Genomic DNA, 20,768 nt, shown 5'->3' on the forward strand with positions numbered 1-20,768 from the left:
CTGCGGGGGCCGGGTTTCCCGACCGCCACGACGACGTCAACCCTGCGTTCCGGTGACCTCACGGCGCCCCCGGACCGACCGTGCGGCCGGGTCCGGGCGCCCGTGGTGTCATGGCAGCCATGAGCGAGCCGGGCAGCAGCGAGACGGGGCCGACGGTCCACCTCGGCGTCCCCGTCGTCCGGCCGGCCGAGCCGCGCGACGTGCCGCGCATCGCGGCCACCCTCACCGTGTCCCTCGCCGAGTCCCGCTGGGTGCGCTGGGCGCTGCCGGTCGACGGCCGGACCCAGCGGCTGACCCGGCTGGCCGAGCTCGACGCCCACCGCGCCGTCGCCACGGGCACCGCCTGGGTGAGCGAGGACGTCGAGGCCGTCGCCTCGTGGGAGGCGCCGGAGGGGGCGGCGGCACCGCTGCCGCGCGACGTGCGGACGGCGCTGGAGCGCGAGGTGCCCCGGCTGCACGCCGACCGCGCCGACGCCGTCGCCCGCACCGACGCCGCGCTGGCCGCCGCGCTGCCCGACGGGCCGCACTGGCGGCTGCGCGCGCTGGCCACCCGGCCGCGGTCGCGGCGACGGGGGCTGGGCGGCGCGGTGCTGGCGCCGGTGCTGGACCGCTGCGACGCCGACGGCGTACCCGCCGCGCTGGTGGCGCCGGCCTGGGCGGTGGTGCGCTGGGCGCGGGCGCTGGGCTTCGAGGTGACCGCGGCGACCCGCTCGGCCGACGGGCAGCTGCCGCTGTGGGTGGCCGTGCGGCCGCCCGGCGTCCCGATGCCGGAGCTGTGAGTCCCGGCCGGGGTGTCGATCCGCGCGGTCCCCGTTCGTCCAGGGGGTGAGCGGACCGGCGACCGGCCGTCCGCCGGACACAGGAGGCCGACGTGGCGCAGTACCTGCTCAGCATCCAGCAGCCCGCGGGCGACCCGCCCGCGCCCGAGGTCCTCGGGCCGATCATGCGGGACGTGACCCGCGTCGACGACGAGATCCGGGCCGCCGGCGCCTGGGTGTTCGCCGCCGCCCTGTTCCCGCCGGCCACCGCCACGGTGCTGCGCCCGGCCGGGGACGACGTGCTGGTCACCGACGGCCCCTACGCGGAGGGCAAGGAGCACGTCGGCGGCTTCACCGTCGTCGACGTGCCCGACCTGGACGCCGCGCTGGAGTGGGGCCGCCGGCTGGCGCGGGCGACCACGCTGCCCGTCGAGGTGCGCCCCGTCGCCGGCAACGGGGTGTGACCGGTCCCGGGCCGGCCGCCGTCGAGGCGGTGTTCCGCTCGTCCTACGGGCGGGCGGTCGCCGTCCTCACCCGCCTCCTCGGCGACATCGACGCCGCCGAGGAGGCGGTGCAGGACGCCTTCGCCACCGCGCTGCAGCGCTGGCCGGCCGAGGGGGTGCCGCCCAGCCCGGCCGGCTGGATCGTGGCCACCGCCCGGAACCGGGCGATCGACCGGGTGCGCCGGGAGTCCACCCGCGACACCCGCCACCGCGCCGCCCTGCTGCTGCAGGACCCGGGACCACCGCCCGAGGAGGGCGCCGTGCGCGACGACCGGCTGCGCCTGCTGTTCACCTGCTGCCACCCGGCCCTGGCCCCCGCCGCCCGGGTCGCGCTGACCCTGCGGCTGGTCGGCGGCCTGACCACCGCGGAGATCGCCCACGCCTTCCTCGTGCCGGAGGCGACCACGGCCCAGCGGATCGTCCGGGCCAAGGCCAAGATCCGCGACGCCCGCATCCCCTACCGGGTGCCGCGCGAGGCCGACCTGCCCGACCGGCTCGGCGGCGTCCTGGCCGTCGTCTACCTCGTCTACACCGAGGGGCACACCGCCTCCTCCGGCGACCGGCTGGTGCGCACCGACCTGTGCGCCGAGGCGGTCCGGCTGGCCCGCGAGCTCGCCGAGCTCATGCCCGACGAGCCGGAGGTGCTCGGCCTGCTGGCCCTGCTGCTGCTGGGAGAGTCCCGCCGTGCGGCGCGGGTCTCGCCGTCGGGGGAGCTGGTGCCGCTGGCCGGGCAGGACCGCCGGCTCTGGGATGCCGACCTGGTCGCCGAGGGGCAGGACCTGGTGCGGCGCTGCCTGCGCCGGGACGCGCCCGGCCCCTACCAGGTGCAGGCGGCGATCCAGGCGGTGCACAGCGACCCGCCTCCGGACTGGCGCCAGGTGGTGGCCCTCTACGACCACCTGCTGGCGCTGACCCCCTCCCCCGTGGTGGCGCTCAACCGGGCGGTGGCGGTGGCCGAGGTGTCCGGCCCGGCCGCGGGCCTGGCGCTGGTCGACGCCCTCGACCTGCCGCGCTCCCACCTGCTGCCCGCCGTCCGGGCCGACCTGCTGCGCCGGCTGGGCCGCCGCGCCGAGGCGGCCGCTGCCTACGACCGGGCGCTCGCGCTGGCCGGGAACGCCGCCGAGCGTGCCTTCCTGGCGCGGCGCCGCGCCGAGGTCAGTCCCAGCGACGGCGCTGGCGCTTGAGCTCCCCGCGCTGCTTCTTGGCGGTGATCCGCCGCTCCTGCGAGCCGCGCGTGGGCCGGGTCCGGCGCCGGGCCGACGGGGGCGGGGCGAGCGCGGCGCGCAGCACGGCGGCCAGCCGCTCGCGGGCGGCCTGCCGGTTGCGCAGCTGCTGGCGGTGCTCGCTCGCCGCGACGGTGAGCACGCCGTCGACCAGCCGCGGGCCCAGCCGCTCGGCGAGGCGGGCCCGCTGGCCCTCGGTGAGGCCGGGCAGCTCCAGCGGGGCCACCGACAGCTCGACGCGCGAGTCGGCGGTGTTCACGCCCTGCCCGCCCGGCCCCGACGAGCGGGAGAACCGCCAGGACAGCGCCGCCGCGGGGACGGCGAGCGCGCCGGTGACCGGCAGGTCGCCGGAGGCGTCGTCGCTGGCGGGCACGCGTGCAGTGTGCCGGGGCCGGCTCAGGCCGCTGCGGGCACCGGGTCGGCGCCGCCGGTCGCGCGCGGGTGGCAGCGCGCCAGCCGGCGCAGGGTGAGCCAGGTGCCGCGGCGGGCGCCGTGCCGCTCCAGCGCCTCCACGGCGTAGGTCGAGCACGTGGGCGAAAAGGCGCAGCACGGCGGCCGCCGCGGGCTGATCTCGCGCTGGTAGACGCGGACGGCGGCCACCAGTCGCTCGGCCAGGCGGGACCCGCGGGGGCCGGTGCCGGCGGCGTGCACGTGCCGCGCCGTCGTCGGCACGAGGAACAGGCCGTCGACGCCGCAGCCGATGGCGTTGGCCAGGCAGCAGCCGGTGTTGAGGAACAGCAGGTCGCGCAGGCAGCTGCCGTCGCGGTCGTACCCGCGGCGGTGTCCGTAGCCCCGGGGCGGGCCGTAGCCGCCCCGGTACCCCCAGCCCGGCGGCGGCCCGTACCCCCCGCGGCGACGACGGCGGGGACCCCAGCCGCTGCTCCAGATGAACACCATGCGCCCGATCCTGGGGGCCGCCTGCGCCGCGCGCAGGATGGACGGCGTGCTCCCCCCTCTCACCGATGCCCTCGCCGCGGGTCCCGTCGTCCTCGACGGCGGGCTGTCCACCGAGCTGGAGGCGCGCGGCCACGACGTGTCCTCGGCGCTGTGGTCGGCCCGGCTGCTCCGCGACGAGCCCGAGGCCGTGGTCGCGGCGCACGCCGCCTTCGCCGCCGCCGGCGCGCAGGTGGCGACGACGGCGAGCTACCAGGCCACCGTCGAGGGGTTCGCCGCCGCCGGGGTGGCCCGCGACGAGGCGCTGGCGCTGGTGGCCCGCTCGGTGGAGCTGGCCCGCCGCGGCGCGCCCGACGGGTGGGTGGCCGGCTCGGTGGGTCCCTACGGCGCGGCGCTGGCCGACGGGTCGGAGTACACCGGCGCCTACTGCGACCGGCTGTCCGTGGCCGACCTGCGGGCGTTCCACCGGCCGCGGATGGCCGCCCTCGCCGAGGCCGGGGCCGACGTGCTGGCCTGCGAGACCGTGCCGGCGGCCGCCGAGGCCGAGGCGCTGCTGGCCGAGGCCGCCGACCTCGGTGTGCCGGTGTGGCTGTCGCTCACCACCGCCGTCGGCGCCGACGGCGTGGCCCGCACCCGGCGCGGGGAGCCGGCGGTGGACGTCTTCGCGATGGCCCGCGGCGTCGACGTCGTGGTGGCCGTGGGCGTCAACTGCGTGCCGCCCGGCGCGGTGGGCGCGTCGCTGGCGGCCGCGGCGTCGTCGGGCCGGCCGCTGGTGGCCTACCCGAACAGCGGCGAGGGCTGGGACGCGGCCGGGCGGCGGTGGACCGGGACCGGCGGGGTCGACGCCGGCGCCGTCCCGGGGTGGGTCGGCGCCGGCGCCCGGCTGGTCGGCGGCTGCTGCCGGGTGGGCCCCGCCGGCATCACCGCGCTCGCGGCGACGATCAGGTGACCTGGTCGTCGCGGGCCCTCACAGGATCGGCTTGCCGCCCGTGACGGCGATGCGGGCACCGGAGACGTAGGACGCCTCGTCGCTGGCCAGCAGCACGTACACCGGCGCGAGCTCGGCCGGCTGCCCGGCGCGGCCCATCGGCACCTGCTGGCCGAAGCTCTCGACCTTCTCCTCGGGCATGGTCGCGGGGATCAGCGGCGTCCACACCGGCCCGGGCGCCACGCTGTTGGCCCGGATCCCCTTCTCGGCCAGCATCTGCGCGAGACTCGCGGTGAAGTTGGCGATCGCGGCCTTGGTCATCGCGTAGGGCGCGAGCTGCGGGCTGGGCGTGTCGGAGTTCACCGACGACGAGTTGATGATCGACGCCCCCGGCTGCATGTGCGGCAGCGCGTCCTTGCACAGGGTGAACATCGCGGTGAGGTTGGTGGCCAGGGTGTGGTCCCACTCCTCGTCCGGGATCTCCTCGAGCGTCTCGTGGGTCATCTGGAACGCGGCGTTGTTCACCAGGACGTCGACCCGGCCGAACTCCTCGACGGCCTTCGGGATGATCGTCTTGGTGTGCGCCCGGTCGGAGATGTCGCCGGGCACCAGCACGCACGTCCGGCCGGCGTCGCGGACGTACCGTGCGGTGTCCTCGGCGTCCTCGTGCTCGTCGAGGTAGGAGATCAGGACGTCGGCACCCTCACGGGCGAAGGCGATCGCGACCGCGCGGCCGATGCCGCTGTCGCCGCCGGTGATGACGGCGACCTTGCCGGTGAGCTTGCCCGAGCCGCGGTAGGTCTCCTCCCCGTGGTCGGGCTTGGGGTCCATCTCGCCCAGCGTCCCGGGCGGGGTCTGCTGCTGCTCGGGCTGGCTCTCGGGGCGGGGTGACGACACGGGTTCTCCTCAGGTCGGGGCGCGCGCGGCCGCCGGGGTCGTCTCCCCCGGCACCGCGTCGCCGTCCCGCCTACCCGTGCACCCGCGCGGGGAACCCGCCGCCCGGTGTCAGGCGGTGCGCGGGGCCGGGGTGGCCGCCACCGGGGGCAGCTCCCAGCGCATCTCCATGTGCCGTCGGCCGGACGGGTCGGTCACCGGCACCCAGCGGACCATCGGACGTTCCTCGACACGCATCGTCGCGCCACCTCTCGTTCACCTGGCGTTCATCTTCACCCGGGACGTCGGCACGCGCCAGCACGTCCTGGACCCGTCGTGACCGTGTCGTGACCGGCGGGCTCCTCCGGGGAAGGTCCGGCGCGTCGGGCACGCTGTCCCCCACGATGACCGCGACCGCTCCCCTGCCCCTGCTCGACGACCCCGGCGACCTCTCGGCGCTGCGGACCCGCGGCGACGACCCCGACGAGCTGTTCACCTCCTTCGCCGCCTGGGCCGACGCGGGCGGCACGCCGCTGTACCCGCACCAGGAGGAGGCGCTGATCGAGCTGGTCAGCGGGGCGAACGTCGTCCTCGCCACGCCCACCGGCTCGGGCAAGTCCCTGGTGGCCACCGGCGCGCAGTACGCCGCCCTGGCCGCCGGGCGGCGCAGCTTCTACACCGCGCCGATCAAGGCGCTGGTCAGCGAGAAGTTCTTCGCCCTCTGCGGCGTCTTCGGCGCGGCCAACGTCGGCATGCTGACCGGCGACGCGAGCGTGAACGCCGGGGCGCCGGTCATCGCCTGCACCGCCGAGGTGCTGGCCAACGTGGCGCTGCGCGAGGGTGCCGACGCCGACGTCGGCCTGGTCGTCATGGACGAGTTCCACTTCTACGGCGACCCCGACCGCGGCTGGGCCTGGCAGGTGCCGCTGCTGGAGCTGCCCCGCGCCCAGTTCCTGCTGATGAGCGCCACCCTCGGCGACACCACCAGGTTGCGCGAGGACCTCGGCCGCCGCACCGGCCGGCCGACGGCGCTGGTCGCCAGCGCGGAGCGCCCGGTCCCGCTGCACCACTACTACGCGACGACGCCGGCCCACGAGACGATCCAGGAGCTGCTCGACACCCGGCAGGCGCCGGTCTACGTCGTGCACTTCACCCAGGCCCAGGCGCTGGAGCGGGCCCAGGCGCTGATGAGCGTCAACGTGTGCACCAGGGAGGAGAAGGCCGCGATCGCCGAGACGATCGGCGGGTTCCGGTTCACCTCCGCCTTCGGGACGACGCTGTCGCGGCTGGTGCGCCACGGGATCGGCGTCCACCACGCCGGGATGCTGCCGAAGTACCGGCGGCTGGTCGAGCAGCTGGCCCAGGCCGGGCTGCTCAAGGTCATCTGCGGCACCGACACCCTCGGCGTCGGCATCAACGTGCCGATCCGCACCGTGCTGTTCTCCGCGCTGAGCAAGTACGACGGCAGCCGCACCCGGCTGCTCAACGCCCGCGAGTTCCACCAGATCGCGGGCCGGGCCGGGCGCGCGGGCTTCGACACCGCCGGCACCGTCGTCGTCCAGGCGCCGGAGCACGAGGTGGAGAACCTCAAGCAGTTCGCCAAGGTCGCCGACGACCCGAAGAAGCGCCGCAAGCTGGTGCGCCGGAAGGCACCCGAGGGGATGGTGCCGTGGTCGAAGGCGACCATGGAGCGGCTGGTGGCCGCCGAGCCCGAGCCGCTGACCAGCCACATGCGGGTGACGACGGGGGTGCTGCTCGACGTCGTCGACCGCCCCGGCGACCCGGTCGCGGCGCTGCGCCGGCTGCTCACCGACAACCACGAGCCCCGCAAGCGGCAGCTGCGGCTGGTCCGCGAGGCGGTCGGCATCGCCCGCTCGCTGCTGCAGGCCGGCGTCCTGGAGCGGCTGGAGGTGCCCGAGCCCGACGGGCGGCGCTTCCGGCTGACCGTCGACCTGCCGCCGGACTTCGCGCTCAACCAGCAGCTGTCGACCTTCGCGCTGGCCGCCATCGAGCTGCTCGACCCCGGCTCCGACACCTACGCCCTCGACGTCGTCAGCGTGGTCGAGGCGACCCTCGACGACCCGCGGCAGGTGCTGGCCGCGCAGCTGAACAAGGCGCGCGGCGAGGCCGTGGCGCAGATGAAGGCCGAGGGCGTCGAGTACGAGGAGCGCATCGAGCTGCTCGACGAGGTGAGCTACCCCAAGCCGCTGGAGGAGCTGCTCGGGCACGCGTTCGAGGTCTACGTCCGCAGCAACCCGTGGGCCGCCGACGCGCACCTGTCGCCGAAGTCGGTCGTCCGCGAGATGTGGGAGCGGGCGATGACGTTCAAGGAGTTCGTCTCCACCTACGGCCTGACCCGCGCGGAGGGGGCGGTGCTGCGCTACCTGTCCGACGCGGTCAAGGCGCTGCGGTCGGGGGTGCCGGCGGCCGCGCGCACCGAGGAGGTCACCGACCTGGTCGAGTGGCTCGGCGAGCTGGTGCGGCAGGTCGACTCCTCGCTGCTCGACGAGTGGGAGCAGCTCACCAGTCCCGACTCACCGCTCGACGAGCCGGTCGCCGTCCCGGCGCGGGCCCGGCCGCTCACCGGCAACGAGCGCGCGTTCACCGCGATGGTCCGCAACGCGCTGTTCGCCCGGGTCCAGCTGTGGGCGCGGCGCCGCTGGTACGACCTCGGCGGGCTCGACGCCGGCTCCGGCTGGGACGCCGAGCGCTGGGGCGAGGTGGTGCGCGGCTACTTCGCCGAGCACGCCGAGCTGGGCACCGGCGCCGACGCCCGCGGCCCGGCCCTGCTGGTGTGGGACCGCAGCGAGCCCGGCGTGTGGCGGGTGCGCCAGATCGTCGACGACCCGGCCGGCGACCACGACTGGGGCATCGACGCCGAGGTCGACCTCGCCGCCTCCGACGAGGCCGGGGAGCTGGTGCTGCGGGTGGTGGACGCCGGCCGCAAGGACGCCTGAGCGCCGCGAGTGCGTGCGCGCGGTCACACCCCGGCCGTGTGCCACCCTCCACGGCGGTGACCGCATGACCGTGCCCGAGATGCTGGCGGTGCTCGCCGCGGGCGCGGCCGCCGGCAGCATCAACGCCGTCGTCGGGTCGGGGACCCTGGTGACCTTCCCGGTGCTGCTGGCCACCGGGCTGCCGCCGGTGACCGCCACGGTGACCAACACCCTCGGCCTGGTCCCGGGCAGCGTCAGCGGCGCGGTGGGCTACCGGCGCGAGCTGGCCGGGCAGCGCCCGCTGCTGCTGCGGCTGCTGCCCGCCTCCGTGCTGGGCGCGCTCACCGGGGCGGTGCTGCTGCTGCACCTGCCCGCGGCGGCCTTCGAGGCGGTGGTGCCCGCGCTGGTCGGGCTCGCGGTCGTGCTGGTCGCCGTCCAGCCGCTGCTGTCGCGCCGGCTGGCCGCGCGGCAGGTCGCCGGCGGCACCGCGCCGCGGGGCCTGCGGCTGGCCGGGCTGGTCGCGGCCGCCTACGCCACCGGCAGCTACGGCGGCTACTTCGCCGCCAGCCAGGGCGTGCTGCAGGTGGGCCTGTTCGGCCTGCTGCTGCCCGAGCCGCTGCAGCGGCTCAACGCGCTGAAGAACGTGCTCACCTCCGCGGTCAACGGGGTCGCCGCGCTCGCCTACGTCGTGGTCGCCACCGACCGGGTCGACTGGCCGGCGGCCGCGCTGGTGGCCGGTGGCTCGGTGGTCGGCGGCACGCTCGGCGCCCGCTACGGCCGGCGGCTGCCCCCGGTGGTGCTGCGGACGGCGATCGTCGTGCTCGGCTGCGTCGCCGTCGGCGTCCTGGTGTCGCGGTGAGCGCCGTCGAGGCGGTGCTCCTGGTGCTGGCCGGCGTGGGCGCGGGCCTGGCCGGCAGCGTCGCGGGGCTGGCCTCGCTGGTCAGCTACCCGGCGCTGCTGGCCACCGGGTTGCCGCCGGTGACGGCCAACGTGACCAACACCGTCGCGCTGGTGCTCACCAGCGTCGGCTCGATCAGCGCCTCCCGGCCGGAGCTGACCGGGCAGGGCCGGCGGCTGCTGCCGCTGGTGGGCGCCGCGGTCCTCGGCGGCTCCGCGGGCGCCGCGCTGCTGCTGCTCACCCCGGCCGAGGCCTTCGAGAGGGTGGTGCCGGTGCTCATCGGCGGGGCGGCGCTGGCCATCCTGCTGCAGCGCCCGCCGCGCGAGCTGGCCGAGGAGGGCGCCCGCGCGCACCGCCGGGGCGACCCCTGGTGGCTGGTGGCCGGCACCGCGCTGGTCGGCGTCTACGGCGGGTACTTCGGCGCGGCCGCCGGCGTACTGCTCCTGGCGCTGTTCCTGCTGGGCACCGGCGAGCCGCTGCCGCGGGGCAACGCGTTCAAGAACGTCACGCTGGGTGCGGCCAACGCGGTGGCCGCGGTCGGCTTCGTGGTGCTCTCCCCCGTGGCGTGGAGCGCCGCGCTGCCGCTGGCGGCGGGCTGCCTGGTGGGCGGGCGGCTCGGCCCGCGGGTGGTGCGCCGGGCACCCCAGGGGGCACTGCGGCGGGTGATCGCGCTGGCGGGGCTCGGTCTGGCGGTCGTGCTCGCCGTCGACGCCTACCGGTGACCCCGGTGGACCGACCGGGGACCCCGCGGGCAGGCTGTCAGCGTCCCCCCCGCGCGCGCGGGGACGGGCGCGAGGGCGAGCACGAGGGAGCGGACGGTGACGATGAGCGACGCGGCGGGGCGCTTCCTGGAGGCACTGCGCGGGCCGGCGGAGCCCGGCGAGGACGGCCCGGAGATGGTGCCCTCGCGGCTGTGCCGCGCCTGCGCCGAGGCCGTCGGGGTGGACGGCGCGGCGCTGAGCATCCACGAGGGCGCGGGCCTGCGGACGCCGATCGGCGCCAGCGACCCGACCACCTCGCACGCCGAGCAGCTGCAGTTCACCACCGGCGACGGCCCGTGCCTGCGCGCGCACGACACCGGCCGCGCCATCGTCTTCGACATCGAGGACATCAACCGCAACTGGCCCTCGCTGCACGCGGCCCTGCTCGGCGAGACGCCGTTCCGGGCCGTGTACTCGGTGCCGCTGGCCCCGCCGCTGGGGCCGACGGTGATCATGGACCTCTACGCTCGTGACCTGGACACGCTCACCGCGGTGCCACGCGACGACGTCGAGGCGGTCGTGGTGACGATGACCGAGGAGCTGGTGCGCTCCTCCGGCGGGGTGTCCAGCGACGAGGGCTCGGGCCGCTGGTGGGACTCCCCCGCCGCCCGGCGCCGCAGCCGGGTGTGGCAGGCCACCGGCGTGGCCACGGTCGCCCTGGGTCTGGACGTCGTGGACACCCTCGCGGTCCTGCGGGCGCACGCCTTCGCCACCGGCCGGGTGGTCGACGACGTCGCCGAGGACATCGTCTCCGGGCGGCTGGACCCGGCGGAGCTGCGCGAGCCGGTCAGCGGCGACTGAGCCGCCGCGCCCCGCTCAGCGGCCCGTGTAGGCCGCCAGGAACAGCACGAACGCGCTGCTGGCCAGCAGCAGCCGGGCCGGGGTCAGCCCGTTGATCAGCCCGGCGGTGACCTCGACCCAGGCCGGCCGCACGGCTGCCTCGCGCGCGCCGCGGCGCACCAGCCGCACCTCGTCGGCCAGCAGCGCCGCGGCCGCGCCGAGCATGGTCAGCCCGACCACGAGGAAGACCAGCGCCAGCCCCTCGGCGAAGCCGTCGGCCCGCCCTCCGAGCACCCAGACGGCGACCAGCCCGGCCACCAGCCCCAGGGCGGCACCGGCGGCCGGCGCCCACGGGCCCATGCGGGTGAGCGGGTCCCTCCGCCGGGGCCGCACCACCGGCGGCGCCGGCGGGCGCCCGCTCACCGGGCCGGTGGCGTGCGGGCCGGCGTCGGCAGCCGCGGGCTGGGCTCCGGGCTGGGTGGTGGGCTGGGCGGTGGGCTTGGCGGTGGGCGCGACCGCGGGCTGGGCCGCGGTCGCGGGCGGCGTGCCGGGCGGCTGCGCGCCCGGGGCCGGGGCCGTGCCGACGGCGCTCGCCCCGGCCGTGCCCGCCCGGCCGGCCGGTGCCGACACGGGCGCGGTGGCCGGGCCGGTGGGCACGGGCGACGGCGGGCCCGGCTGCGGGACGGACCCGGCAGGGGCGGCGGGGGCGGAGGGCGCGGGGGCGGTGGGATCGGACATCGGTGATCACGCTAGGCGGGGCCACCGACCGACCTGCTCAGGCCCCCGGGCGCGGCGGCCGGCACCGGGGCGTCCCGGCGCGCGGCCACGCGACGTCGTCCGGGCCGCACCGCCCGTCACCGCCCGTCCCCACCGCCCGTCCCCACCGGCGTCACGGCGGCGTCACAGCAGGCGGCGGCTGTCCTCGGCCACCACCCGCAGCCAGCGGTAGCCGTAGCCGTCGAGGGTGAGCTCCACCGCCCCGTCCTCCCCGACCCGGGTGGTGTGCGTGTCGAGCAGGTCCTCCAGCCGGTGGGAGGCGTCGCAGCCCTCGAGGGTCAGCGGCACCACCCGCGGCTCCGGGCCGAGGTTGTGCACCGCGACGACGGTGCCGTCGTCCCACGTGGACAGGTGGGCCAGCACCTCCGGGTGCGGCTGGTCGAGCACGCGGAACGCGCCCCAGCCCAGCTCCGGCGACTCGCGGTAGCGCCGGACGAGCAGCGTGACGAAGGACAGCATCGAGTCGGGGTCGCGGCGCTGGTCGGCGACGTTGACGAACTCCGGCGCGAACCCGCCGTCGACCACCGGCCCGGGCAACCGGTCGGGGTCGGCGGTCGAGAACCCGCCGTTGGGCCCGGGGGTCCACTGCATGGGCGTGCGGACGGCGAGCCGGCCCTCCGCGCGGAGGTCCTCGCCCATGCCGATCTCCTCGCCGTAGAAGAGCACCGGCGTGCCGGGCAGGCTGAACAGCAGGCTGTAGACCATCCGGACCCGCCGCGGGTCGCCGTCGAGCATCGGGGGCAGCCGGCGGCGCAGGCCGCGGCCGTAGACCTGCATCCGCTCCTCGGGGCCGAAGGCGGCGAAGACCTCCTGCCGCTCGTCGTCGCTGAGCTTGTCGAGGGTGAGCTCGTCGTGGTTGCGCACGAAGGTGGCCCACTGGCTGTCGGGATCGACCTCGGGGCGGGAGGTGAGCGCGGTGGCGAGCGGGCCGGCGTCGCCGCGGGCCAGCGACAGGTACATCGCCTGCATGCCGACGAAGTCGAACAGCATGGTCAGCTCGTCGCCGTCGTCCCCGCCGAAGAACTCCTCCTGCTGCTCGTGGGGCAGGTTCACCTCGCCGAGCAGCACCCCGCTGCCGGTGCGCCGGCCGACGTAGGCACGCAGCGCGCGCAGGTACTCGTGCGGGTCGGGGAAGTCCTCGCTGTCGGCGCCGCCCTCGGTCTCCAGGAAGAAGGGGACGGCGTCGACGCGGAAGCCGGACAGGCCCAGCTGCAGCCAGAAGCCCATGATCTTGGCGACCTCGTCGCGGACCCGCGGGTTGGTGACGTCGAGGTCGGGCTGCTCCTTGTAGAAGCGGTGCAGGTACCACTCCCCCGTGGGCTCGTTGAACGTCCAGACCGAGTCCTCCTGGTCGGGGAAGACCACCTGGTCGCTGGTGTCCGGCGGCTCGTCGTCGCGCCAGACGTAGAAGTCGTGGAACGGGTCGTCCCGGCTCTGCCGTGCCCGCTGGAACCACGGGTGCTCGATCGAGGTGTGGTTGACGACGAGGTCGGCGATCACCCGGATGCCGCGGTCGTTGGCGGTGCGGATGACCTCGACCAGGTCGCCGTGGGTGCCCAGCCGCGGGTCGACGCCGTAGAAGTCGGTGATGTCGTAGCCGTCGTCGCGCTCGGCGGTCGGGTAGAAGGGCATCAGCCACAGGCACGTGACGCCGAGGGCGGCCAGGTGGTCGATGCGCTGGGCCAGCCCGGCGAGGTCACCGCACCCGTCGCCGTCCCAGTCCAGGTAGGTCTCGACGTCGAGGCAGTAGACGACGGCGGTCTTCCACCACACGTCGGCGGTGTCGGTGATCTTCACGTTCGGGTCCCCTCAGGACGGCGTGCGGGCCGAGTGAGCAGTTGCGGCCGCCGACACGCGCGGACACGCCGGCGGGAGCGGCACCGACTGCACACTCGGCGGCGGCGGAGGTCAGTTGTCGCCGGGCCGGCCCCCGGGCAGCACCGTGGGCGGCCCGGGCTCGGGCTCCTGGCGGGGACGGCGCGGACCGCCGGGGCCGTCGAGGGCGATCGCGGGCTCGGGCCGGGTGACGCCGAGCTGCGGCAGGACGCGCTCGCCGAACGCGTCCAGGAACGGCTTCTGCTCCTTGCCCACGTGGTGCAGGTAGACCTCGTCGAAGCCGAGCTCGACGTACTCGGCCAGCCAGGCGGCGTGCCGGCCGAGGTCGGAGCTCACCCGGACGGCGCCCTCGACGGCCTCCTGCGGCGTGTACGCGCTGGCCTGCTCGAAGGCCTCCGGGCCGTCGAGGTCCCAGCACAGCGGCGGCGGGAAGGTGTTGGTGAACCACTGCTCGTAGGCGATCTGCCGGGCCCGCTCCGGGTCGGGGTCCCAGCACAGGTGCACCTGCAGCACGAGCCGGCCCTGCCCGCCGGCGTCCCGGTAGGCGCCGACGAGCTCGCGCAGCGTCTCGTGCGGCTGGTTGATGGTGATGAACCCGTCGGCCCAGTCGGCGTGCCGCCGCGCCGTGGCGACGCTCATCACCGGGCCGATGAGCGCGGGCTGCTGCTCGGGCAGCGACCAGATCCGCGCCCGCTCGACGTCGACCAGCCCGCGGTGGGTGACCTCCTCCCCGGCCAGCAGGGCGCGGATGACGTCGACGCACTCGCGCAGCCGGGCGTCGCGCACCCGCTTGGGCGGCCACGGGGTGCCGGTGATCCGCTCGTTCATCACCTGCCCGCTGCCCAGCGCCATCCAGAAGCGGCCGGGGAACATCGCCGCCAGCGTCGCCGCGCCCTGCGCGATGACCGCCGGGTGGTAGCGCTGCCCGGGGGCGTTGACCACCCCGCAGGGCAGGCCGGTGGTGGCCAGCGCGGCGCCCAGCCAGGACCAGGCGAACCCCGAGTGCCCCTGGTTGGAGTTCCAGGGCGCGAAGTGGTCGGAGCACATCGCCGCGGTGAAGCCCACCTCCTCCGCGTGCTGGACGGCGGCCAGCAGCTCGGCCGGGTGGACCTGCTCGTGCGAGTTGTGGAAGCCGATCACGGTCACCGTGCGTGCCTACCGCAGCCCGGAGCTCGCGGCCACGGGACCGCGGTGTGCCGCAACGCCCTCAGCCGAGCAGCGCGGCCACCCGCGCCGGGTCCGTGGTGACGTCGAGGTGCGCGCCGCGGCCGTCCCCGGCGACCGGCCAGCCGCGGTCCCGGGCGGCCCCGGCGTCGCCGTCGTAGGCCGGTGAGAGGTGCACGTAGCGGGGGGCGGCGGTCAGCGGCGGCACGGGGACGGCGGTCGACCACAGGTCCGCCGGCAGCCGGTGCCCCTCGGCGAGGACGGCGGCCCGCAGGTCGGGGTCGGGCAGCAGCTCCGCCATGGCGCCGGGGCCCCACCACGTCGTCCAGTCGGCGACCCGGCCGTCCTCCCCCACCAGCGGCGCCACCCGCTCACGCACGTCGGCCGGCCACCCCGCCGTCCCCGCGGCCGGCGGCAGGACCGCGTCGAGCCAGACCACCCGGCGGGCCGACGCGGCGGCGGCCAGCAGCGGCAGCGCGATCCCGGCGCCGGAGAAGGCGACGACGACGTCGGCCGGGCCCACCGCGGCCGCCCAGCGCTGCGCCCACCCGGCGGCCGAGGGGCGGCCGGCCGCCGGGTCCTGCACCGCGGCCCGCAGGTCGGGGACCGCGACCGACGCGCCGTCGGCACGCAACCGCGCGGCGAGCGGGGCGAGCACCGCCGGGCCGAGCAGCGGCGGGTGCACGAGCAGCAGCCGGTCCACCGCCTCAGGGTGCCGCACGCAGCGCGGCCACCCACCACTCGACGGCGGGCACCGAGGGCTCGAACGGCGGCCGGCCGTTGAGCACGCCGAGCAGCTGCCAGTACCGCTCGACGCGGGCGTCGGTGAAGGTGGCCAGCCGGTCGGCGAGCGCGGCCCGGCGGCCGGGAGCGCCGTCCCGGCCGTCGTCGAGCAGCTCGGCGACCAGCGCCTCCGCCGCGGCACCGCCCGGCGGCACGCCGTCGGCGAGCGCGCGGCGGCCCAGCGTCTGCAGGCGGCCGGCGTCGACCCCGGGGTCGGGGTCCCCGGGGACGGCACCGGCGCCGGCCACCGCCATCTCCCGCACCCGCGCGGCGAAGCCGTCGTCGGCCAGCAGCCGGGCCAGCTCCAGCCAGGCGGCGACCTGCTCGGCGGTGGGCTCCTCGGGCAGCTCGGCGGGCAGCGACCGCATCGGCGCGGCCAGCCCGGCGCCGGGGGCGTCGTCGGGCAGGCCGGCGAAGGCGCGGTCGACGAAGGCGTCGACGATCTGCTGCCGCTCCCGGGCGGACAGCGCGGCCAGGTCGGACACGATCCTCATCTCCTCGGTCGGGGTGCCGGCGTGCACGACGGCCTGCAGCAGCGTCCGGCGCAACCGCAGCAGGCCGATCTCGGCGTCGAGGGCGCGCACGTGCTCGGCGGCGAGGTCGGCCACCGTGCGGCGGGCGGCCAGCAGCTCGCGGACGGCGGGCAGTCCCAGCCCGAGGCCACGCAGGGTGGCCACCAGGTCCAGCCGCGCCACGGCGGCGGCGTCGTAGAGCCGGTAGCCGCCGGCCGAGCGGACCGGCGGGTCGACCAGCCCGGCGTCGGACCAGAAGCGCACGGTGCGCACCGGGACGCCAAGGCGGGCGGCCACCTCGCCGATGGTGAGCAGGACTGCCTCCACACGCCCGACCCTGCACCCTCCACCGGCTGGAGGGTCCAGACGTAAGCGGCACCACTCCGTCCCCTGCTGCGATCACCTCCTCGGCCCCGGAGGATCGAGGGGTGACACGCACCCCCGACACCGACCGGTGGGGCATCGACGCCACCTGGCTCGACGCCCTGGACGAGGAACACGAGGTCGCCGAGGCCACCATCGAGCGCCTGCGGGAGGTGATCGGCGAGCCCCCGGAGGACCTCGACCACCGCGCACCCGTCGTCGCCCGCCCCGGCGACGCCCTCGAGGTCGACGAGGCCGAGGTGACCCTCGAGGACGGCTCGACCCGCCACGTGGACGGCGAGCTGCCCGAGGACTTCCCGCTCGGCTACCACTGGCTGCAGGTGCCCGGCGGCCCGCGCCGCCGGCTGGTCGTCTCGCCCGGCCGGTGCTGGCTGCCCGAGGACCGCGCCTGGGGCTGGGCGGTGCAGCTCTACGCCACCCGCAGCCGCGGCAGCTGGGGCGTCGGCGACCTCGCCGACCTGCGCGCCGTCCGCGAGATGGCCGCCGACCAGGGCGCCGGCTTCGTGCTGGTCAACCCGCTGCACGCCGTCGCCCCCACCCCGGAGCAGGAGGCCAGCCCCTACCTGCCGGCCACCCGCCGCTTCCGCAACCCGCTCTACCTGCGGGTGGAGGAGGTGCCCGGCGCCGACCGCGTCGAGGTCGACGGCGACGCCGGGCGGGCGCTGTCCGACGGCGAGCTGATCGACCGCGACGCCGTCTGGGCGCGCAAGCGCGAGGCGCTGCGCCGGGTGTTCGACGCCACCGGCCGCGACGAGCCGGCCTTCCCCGAGTGGTGGTGGTTCCAGGGCCAGAAGCTGCAGGACTGGGCCACCTGGTGCGCGCTGGCCGACGTCCACGGCCCCGACTGGCACGCCTGGCCCGAGGAGCTGCGCGACCCGCGCAGCGAGGCCGTCGGCGCCTTCGTCGCCGAGCACGAGCGCGACGTCGCCTTCCACGCCTGGCTGCAGTGGTGCCTGTCGCGCCAGCTGGAGCGGGCCACCGAGGGCATGACCGTCATCCAGGACCTGCCGATCGGCGTGGCCGGCGGCGGCGCCGACGCGTGGACGTGGCAGGACGTGCTCGCCCAGGGCGTGAGCGTCGGCGCACCGCCGGACGCGTTCAACTCCCAGGGCCAGGACTGGGGCTCCCCGCCGCTGGTGCCCTGGCGGCTGCGCGCGGCGGACTACGAGCCGTTCGTCGAGTCCATCCGCGCCACCATGGCCGGCGCCGGCGGGCTGCGGATCGACCACGTCATGGGCCTGTTCCGGCTGTGGTGGGTGCCCAGCGGCGGCAGCGCGGCCGACGGCGCCTACGTCCGCTACCCGGCCGAGGACCTGCTCGACATCGTCGCGCTGGAGAGCCACCGGGCGCAGGCCGTCGTCGTCGGGGAGGACCTGGGCACCGTCGAGGACGGCGTCCGCGAGGCCCTGGCCGAGCACGGCGTGCTGTCCTACCGGCTGCTGTGGTTCGAGGACGACGACCCCACCGAGTGGCCCGACGCGGCGATGGCCGCGATCACCACGCACGACCTGCCCACCGTGGCCGGGCTGTGGAGCGGCGCCGACGTCGAGGAGCAGCGGCGGTACGGGACCGGCACCGACGAGGAGCTCGAGCGCGGCCGGCGCTCGCTGCTGGAGCGGCTGCCCGGGCTGCGGAGGAACGCGAAGCCGGAGACGGCGGTCCGGCGGGCGCACGAGCTGCTGGCGCGGGCGCCCTCGCTGCTGCTGTCGGCCACCCTGGACGACGCGGTCGCCGAGCGCCGCCGGCCGAACGTGCCCGGCACCACCGAGCGGCCCAACTGGTCGCTGCCGCTGCCGGTGCTCGTGGAGGACCTGGCAGGACACCCGCTGCTGGCGGAGGTGGCCCGGACGCTGGGCGAGGGCGTGACCCGCACCAGCGACCCGGAGGAGGACGCCCTCGGCGAGCAGCCCGGCGGCGAGGCCCGCTCCGAGTGAGGACCCCCTCGCCCCCCACGCCTGGCGATCTCGGCGCGGGGGGCGAGGGGGTCCTCCATCACGACTCGGCGCCCTCCTGCTCGGCGCTGCCCGCACCGCGGCCCTGGGTCAGCACGTCGCCGTCCCCGGGACCGCCGACGAGGGTGTCGTCGCCGTTGCCGCCGTCGAGGGCGTCGGGGCCGAAGCCGCCGAGCAGGACGTCGGCACCGTTGTCACCGGAGAGGGTGTCCGCGCCGGCGCCGCCGCAGACCACGTCGTCGGCGTTGCCACCGCTGAGCACGTCGTCGCCGTCGAGCCCCATGACGACGTCGACCCCGTCGGTGCCGGTGAGGACGTCGTCCCCGTCGGTGCCGGTGATCGTCGGGACCAGGCCCCGGCAGCGCTCGGCGAGGTCGATGCCGAGCACCAGCGGGTCGTGGTCGCTGGACCGGTACGGGTCGGGCGCGTACAGCGCCGGGTCGCCGTCGTACTGGTAGGCCGCCGACTCGACGGCGTTGACGTTCCAGTGCGCGAGGCCGGTCACCTTCCCGGCCATGGCCGGCGTGGCCAGCGCGTGGTCGAGGGACCCCGACAGCGCGTCGAACACGTAGCTGTAGCGGCCCGGGTCGAGGTCCTCGCCGAGGTCGCCGTAGCCGGCCTCGCGGAGCGCGACGACCGGGTCCTCCTGGCTGTAGGCGTTGAAGTCGCCGAGCAGGACGACGTCGTCGTCGCCGGTGTCGGCGCGCAGCCGGTCGGCGAACGCGGCGAGCGAGGCGGCCTGCCGGGTGCGGTCGCCGTTGTAGGCGCCCTGGCCGTCCCGGGCGTCGACGTTGTCGCCGGTCGCCCCGCTCGCGCCCTTGGACTTGAGGTGGTTGGCCACCACGGTGAACGCGTCGCCGTCCTTGACGAAGGTCTGCGCCTGCGGCTCGCGGGCGTTGTCCCAGACCTCCTCGTCGACCAGCCCGACGGGGTCGCCCACCGGCTGCACCACGTCGTCGCGGTAGACGATCGCGCTGCGGATGACGTCGCGGTCGACGTCGTAGAGCTCGTCGGGCAGCGGGACGTAGGCCCACTCGTCGTACCCGGCGGCGGCGTTGAGCCGGCCGACGAGGTCGGCGAGGGCGCCGTCGGCGTCGCCGGGACTGGCGCCGGTGGAGTCGGTGTCCTCGATCTCCATGAGGGAGACGACGTCGGCGCCGAGCGCCCCGATGGCGCTCACGATCTTGGCCGCCTGCTCCTCGAACTCCGCCGGGCTGGTCGCGCCGCGGGCGTCCGGGCCGGTCAGGGTGGTGAAGTAGTTGAGCACGTTGAACGCGCCGACCCGGACGTCACCGCCCACCGGGTCGGGCGCCCCGGTGCGGGTGTCCTGCGCGGCGAAGGTGCCCTCCGGCGTGCCGTCGGCGGGCTGCAGCCGCCAGGCGCCGAAGCCGGAACCGAGCACCGTCGGGGCGGTGAAGCGCACGGGGTCACCGACGCGCACCGGGCCGGCCACGGTCAGGTGGGGCCGGTCGGTGGCCGACGTGCGGGCGGTGGAGGCGTCGTCGAGGACGACCCGGCGCAGCGCGTTGTCCGCGGCGACGGCCGCGGCCTCCGGGGTGCCGGGGCGGGCGACCTCGGTGGGCTGCAGGAGCACGCGGTCGGCCGCCAGCGTCAGCTCGCCGAACCCGCCGGCCGCCCCGCCGACGAGCGGGAAGACGTCGCTGACCACCAGACCGGCGTCGGGGGCCACGAGCACGCCCTCGAGCCGCTCGCGGGCGGCGTCGTCGGCCGGCAGGTCGAGGGCCGCGGGCGCCGGCAGGTCGGCCGGGCCGCCCTCGGCGCAGACCGAGACGGACCGCCGGGCGGCGACCTGCGTCTGCCCGGAGTCCTCGCCGGCCGGGCCGGTGACGGCCACCCGGTCGCCGAGGTCCACCGGCGCGTTGCTGGCGACGAAGACGCCGTCGGAGGTCGCGGGGTCCCCGTCGCCGTCGGGGTCCTGGAGGTAGAACCCGCCGAGGCCGGGCACGTCCCCGACGACCACCCCGGCGACGGTGACCGTGCGGCCGGCCAGCGGGGTGGCGGTCCCGGTCCCCTGCACCTGGCCGATCTCGGCGGTGACCGGGGTGCCGCAGACGTCGGGCACCGGCGGGGGCGTCGGGTTCACCTCACCGGGGGTCGCCGCGCCGGCCTCCCAGAACGACTCGTCGGCGACCGGGTCGTACAGGCGCGACAGCGACCGGCCCGCGCCGGTGCCCTCGGACTCGGCCACGCCGATGTCGGTGCTCGTCCGGCCGGCCGCGGCGCCGTCGGTGGCGGTCACGACGCCCTCGTAGGAGAGGAACTCGACGACCCGGCCGTCCTGCAACAGCGCCACGCCGTCGGGCGCCCCGTTCTGCAGGCTGTTGGCGTAGCGGACGACGCCGACGCCCCCCTCGCCCGGCGCGACGGCGTCGGTGGCGTACCGCCGCCCGCCGTTGCCGTTGTAGAGCTCGACCGTCCAGCCGGTCGTCCCCGAGCCGGCCGGGAAGGTCACCTCGACGAACTCGCCGGTGTCGGTGCCGGTGTTGTCGTAGTGGATCTCGGAGACGAAGGGCGTGGTCGGCGGGGCGGCCGTGGCGACCGCGGGGAGACCGACGACGGCCAGGGACGCGGCGGCGGTGCCGAGCGCCGCCCGGCGCGCGAGCACGCGCCGGGTGCGGGGGGAGGAGCGCACGGAGATCCCTTCGGGAGGTACCGGGACTGAGCGGGGCCGGGTCTCTCCGACGACAGGACGTGACGGACAGGTGACTCCGCGCGTGCAGTCTGTACCGGAACCCGCGCGACCCGCCAGGCCGGCCGGCCGGTCCCGCCGCTCCGGATCGAACAA

Annotated in this window: 18 protein-coding genes; 9 read left to right on the forward strand and 9 right to left on the reverse strand. The window is 76.8% G+C overall.

Annotated features, from left to right (window positions below; all coding sequences use genetic code 11):
- Nucleotides 1-119: 119 nt before the first annotated feature.
- The 3 genes from BLQ97_RS16055 to BLQ97_RS16065 all read left to right on the forward strand — a co-directional run bounded on the left by BLQ97_RS16055 (nt 120) and on the right by BLQ97_RS16065 (nt 2,445).
- Entirely contained in the window at nt 120-779 is a 660-nt protein-coding gene (locus BLQ97_RS16055; protein WP_091367047.1) for an N-acetyltransferase, read from the forward strand.
- Between the two features lie 92 nt (nt 780-871).
- Nucleotides 872-1,222, forward strand: a complete 351-nt coding sequence (locus BLQ97_RS16060) for a YciI family protein (protein ID WP_091367048.1) — start codon at nt 872-874, stop codon at nt 1,220-1,222.
- A complete protein-coding gene (locus BLQ97_RS16065) occupies nt 1,219-2,445 on the forward strand; it encodes an RNA polymerase sigma factor (RefSeq protein ID WP_091367049.1) in 1,227 nt (408 codons plus the stop codon). Before BLQ97_RS16060 ends, BLQ97_RS16065 begins: the two co-directional genes overlap by 4 nt.
- On the opposite strand, the gene arfB is transcribed toward BLQ97_RS16065, so the two are convergent.
- Nucleotides 2,417-2,857, reverse strand: a complete 441-nt coding sequence (arfB, locus tag BLQ97_RS16070; RefSeq protein WP_091367050.1) for an alternative ribosome rescue aminoacyl-tRNA hydrolase ArfB — start codon at nt 2,855-2,857, stop codon at nt 2,417-2,419. The two genes, BLQ97_RS16065 and arfB, sit on opposite strands and share 29 nt — an antisense overlap.
- Nucleotides 2,858-2,880: 23 nt before the next feature.
- Entirely contained in the window at nt 2,881-3,381 is a 501-nt protein-coding gene (gene yidD, locus BLQ97_RS24005; RefSeq protein WP_245692280.1) for a membrane protein insertion efficiency factor YidD, read from the reverse strand.
- A 37-nt stretch (nt 3,382-3,418) separates the two neighbouring features.
- Between yidD and mmuM the strand changes: the two genes are divergently transcribed.
- Nucleotides 3,419-4,327, forward strand: a complete 909-nt coding sequence (gene mmuM / locus BLQ97_RS16080) for a homocysteine S-methyltransferase (protein WP_091367345.1) — start codon at nt 3,419-3,421, stop codon at nt 4,325-4,327.
- Nucleotides 4,328-4,345: 18 nt separating this feature from the next.
- Here mmuM and BLQ97_RS16085 read toward each other — a convergent pair whose 3' ends face one another.
- Nucleotides 4,346-5,203 carry a glucose 1-dehydrogenase gene (locus BLQ97_RS16085; RefSeq protein ID WP_245692282.1) on the reverse strand — a complete coding sequence of 286 codons (858 nt, stop codon included), beginning with the start codon at nt 5,201-5,203 and terminating at the stop codon, nt 4,346-4,348.
- Nucleotides 5,204-5,583: 380 nt separating this feature from the next.
- Between BLQ97_RS16085 and BLQ97_RS16090 the strand changes: the two genes are divergently transcribed.
- From BLQ97_RS16090 to BLQ97_RS16105, 4 genes are all read left to right on the forward strand, one after another.
- Nucleotides 5,584-8,136, forward strand: coding sequence for a DEAD/DEAH box helicase (locus BLQ97_RS16090; protein ID WP_091367051.1), 2,553 nt, complete (start codon nt 5,584-5,586; stop codon nt 8,134-8,136).
- A gap of 64 nt (nt 8,137-8,200) precedes the next feature.
- On the forward strand, nt 8,201-8,974 hold the full coding sequence (locus BLQ97_RS16095) for a sulfite exporter TauE/SafE family protein (protein WP_091367052.1): 774 nt from the start codon (nt 8,201-8,203) through the stop codon (nt 8,972-8,974).
- Nucleotides 8,971-9,735 carry a sulfite exporter TauE/SafE family protein gene (locus BLQ97_RS16100; RefSeq protein WP_091367053.1) on the forward strand — a complete coding sequence of 255 codons (765 nt, stop codon included), beginning with the start codon at nt 8,971-8,973 and terminating at the stop codon, nt 9,733-9,735. The genes BLQ97_RS16095 and BLQ97_RS16100 overlap by 4 nt, the downstream gene beginning before the upstream one ends.
- A 102-nt stretch (nt 9,736-9,837) precedes the next feature.
- Entirely contained in the window at nt 9,838-10,575 is a 738-nt protein-coding gene (locus BLQ97_RS16105; protein WP_091367054.1) for an ANTAR domain-containing protein, read from the forward strand.
- A gap of 15 nt (nt 10,576-10,590) precedes the next feature.
- Here BLQ97_RS16105 and BLQ97_RS16110 read toward each other — a convergent pair whose 3' ends face one another.
- From BLQ97_RS16110 to BLQ97_RS16130, 5 genes are all read right to left on the reverse strand, one after another.
- Nucleotides 10,591-11,292: a hypothetical protein gene (locus BLQ97_RS16110; protein WP_245692390.1), complete on the reverse strand. Its 702-nt coding sequence runs from the start codon at nt 11,290-11,292 to the stop codon at nt 10,591-10,593.
- A gap of 162 nt (nt 11,293-11,454) precedes the next feature.
- Nucleotides 11,455-13,128 (reverse strand): alpha-amylase family protein, encoded by a 1,674-nt coding sequence (locus tag BLQ97_RS16115; protein ID WP_091367055.1) that lies wholly within the window; start codon nt 13,126-13,128, stop codon nt 11,455-11,457.
- Nucleotides 13,129-13,239: 111 nt separating this feature from the next.
- Nucleotides 13,240-14,313: a TIGR03885 family FMN-dependent LLM class oxidoreductase gene (locus BLQ97_RS16120; protein WP_091367056.1), complete on the reverse strand. Its 1,074-nt coding sequence runs from the start codon at nt 14,311-14,313 to the stop codon at nt 13,240-13,242.
- 61 nt (nt 14,314-14,374) lie between these two features.
- Nucleotides 14,375-15,034 (reverse strand): alpha/beta hydrolase, encoded by a 660-nt coding sequence (locus tag BLQ97_RS16125; protein ID WP_139173709.1) that lies wholly within the window; start codon nt 15,032-15,034, stop codon nt 14,375-14,377.
- A 4-nt stretch (nt 15,035-15,038) separates the two neighbouring features.
- Nucleotides 15,039-15,953 (reverse strand): MerR family transcriptional regulator, encoded by a 915-nt coding sequence (locus BLQ97_RS16130; protein WP_091367058.1) that lies wholly within the window; start codon nt 15,951-15,953, stop codon nt 15,039-15,041.
- Nucleotides 15,954-16,054: 101 nt separating this feature from the next.
- Between BLQ97_RS16130 and malQ the strand changes: the two genes are divergently transcribed.
- Entirely contained in the window at nt 16,055-17,944 is a 1,890-nt protein-coding gene (malQ, locus tag BLQ97_RS16135; protein ID WP_091367059.1) for a 4-alpha-glucanotransferase, read from the forward strand.
- A 58-nt stretch (nt 17,945-18,002) separates the two neighbouring features.
- Here the strand turns inward: malQ and BLQ97_RS16140 are convergent, their stop codons facing one another.
- Nucleotides 18,003-20,615 carry an ExeM/NucH family extracellular endonuclease gene (locus tag BLQ97_RS16140; RefSeq protein ID WP_091367060.1) on the reverse strand — a complete coding sequence of 871 codons (2,613 nt, stop codon included), beginning with the start codon at nt 20,613-20,615 and terminating at the stop codon, nt 18,003-18,005.
- Between the last annotated feature and the right edge of the window lie 153 nt (nt 20,616-20,768).

Source organism: Geodermatophilus telluris, from assembly GCF_900102745.1.
Classification (GTDB): domain Bacteria; phylum Actinomycetota; class Actinomycetes; order Mycobacteriales; family Geodermatophilaceae; genus Geodermatophilus; species Geodermatophilus telluris.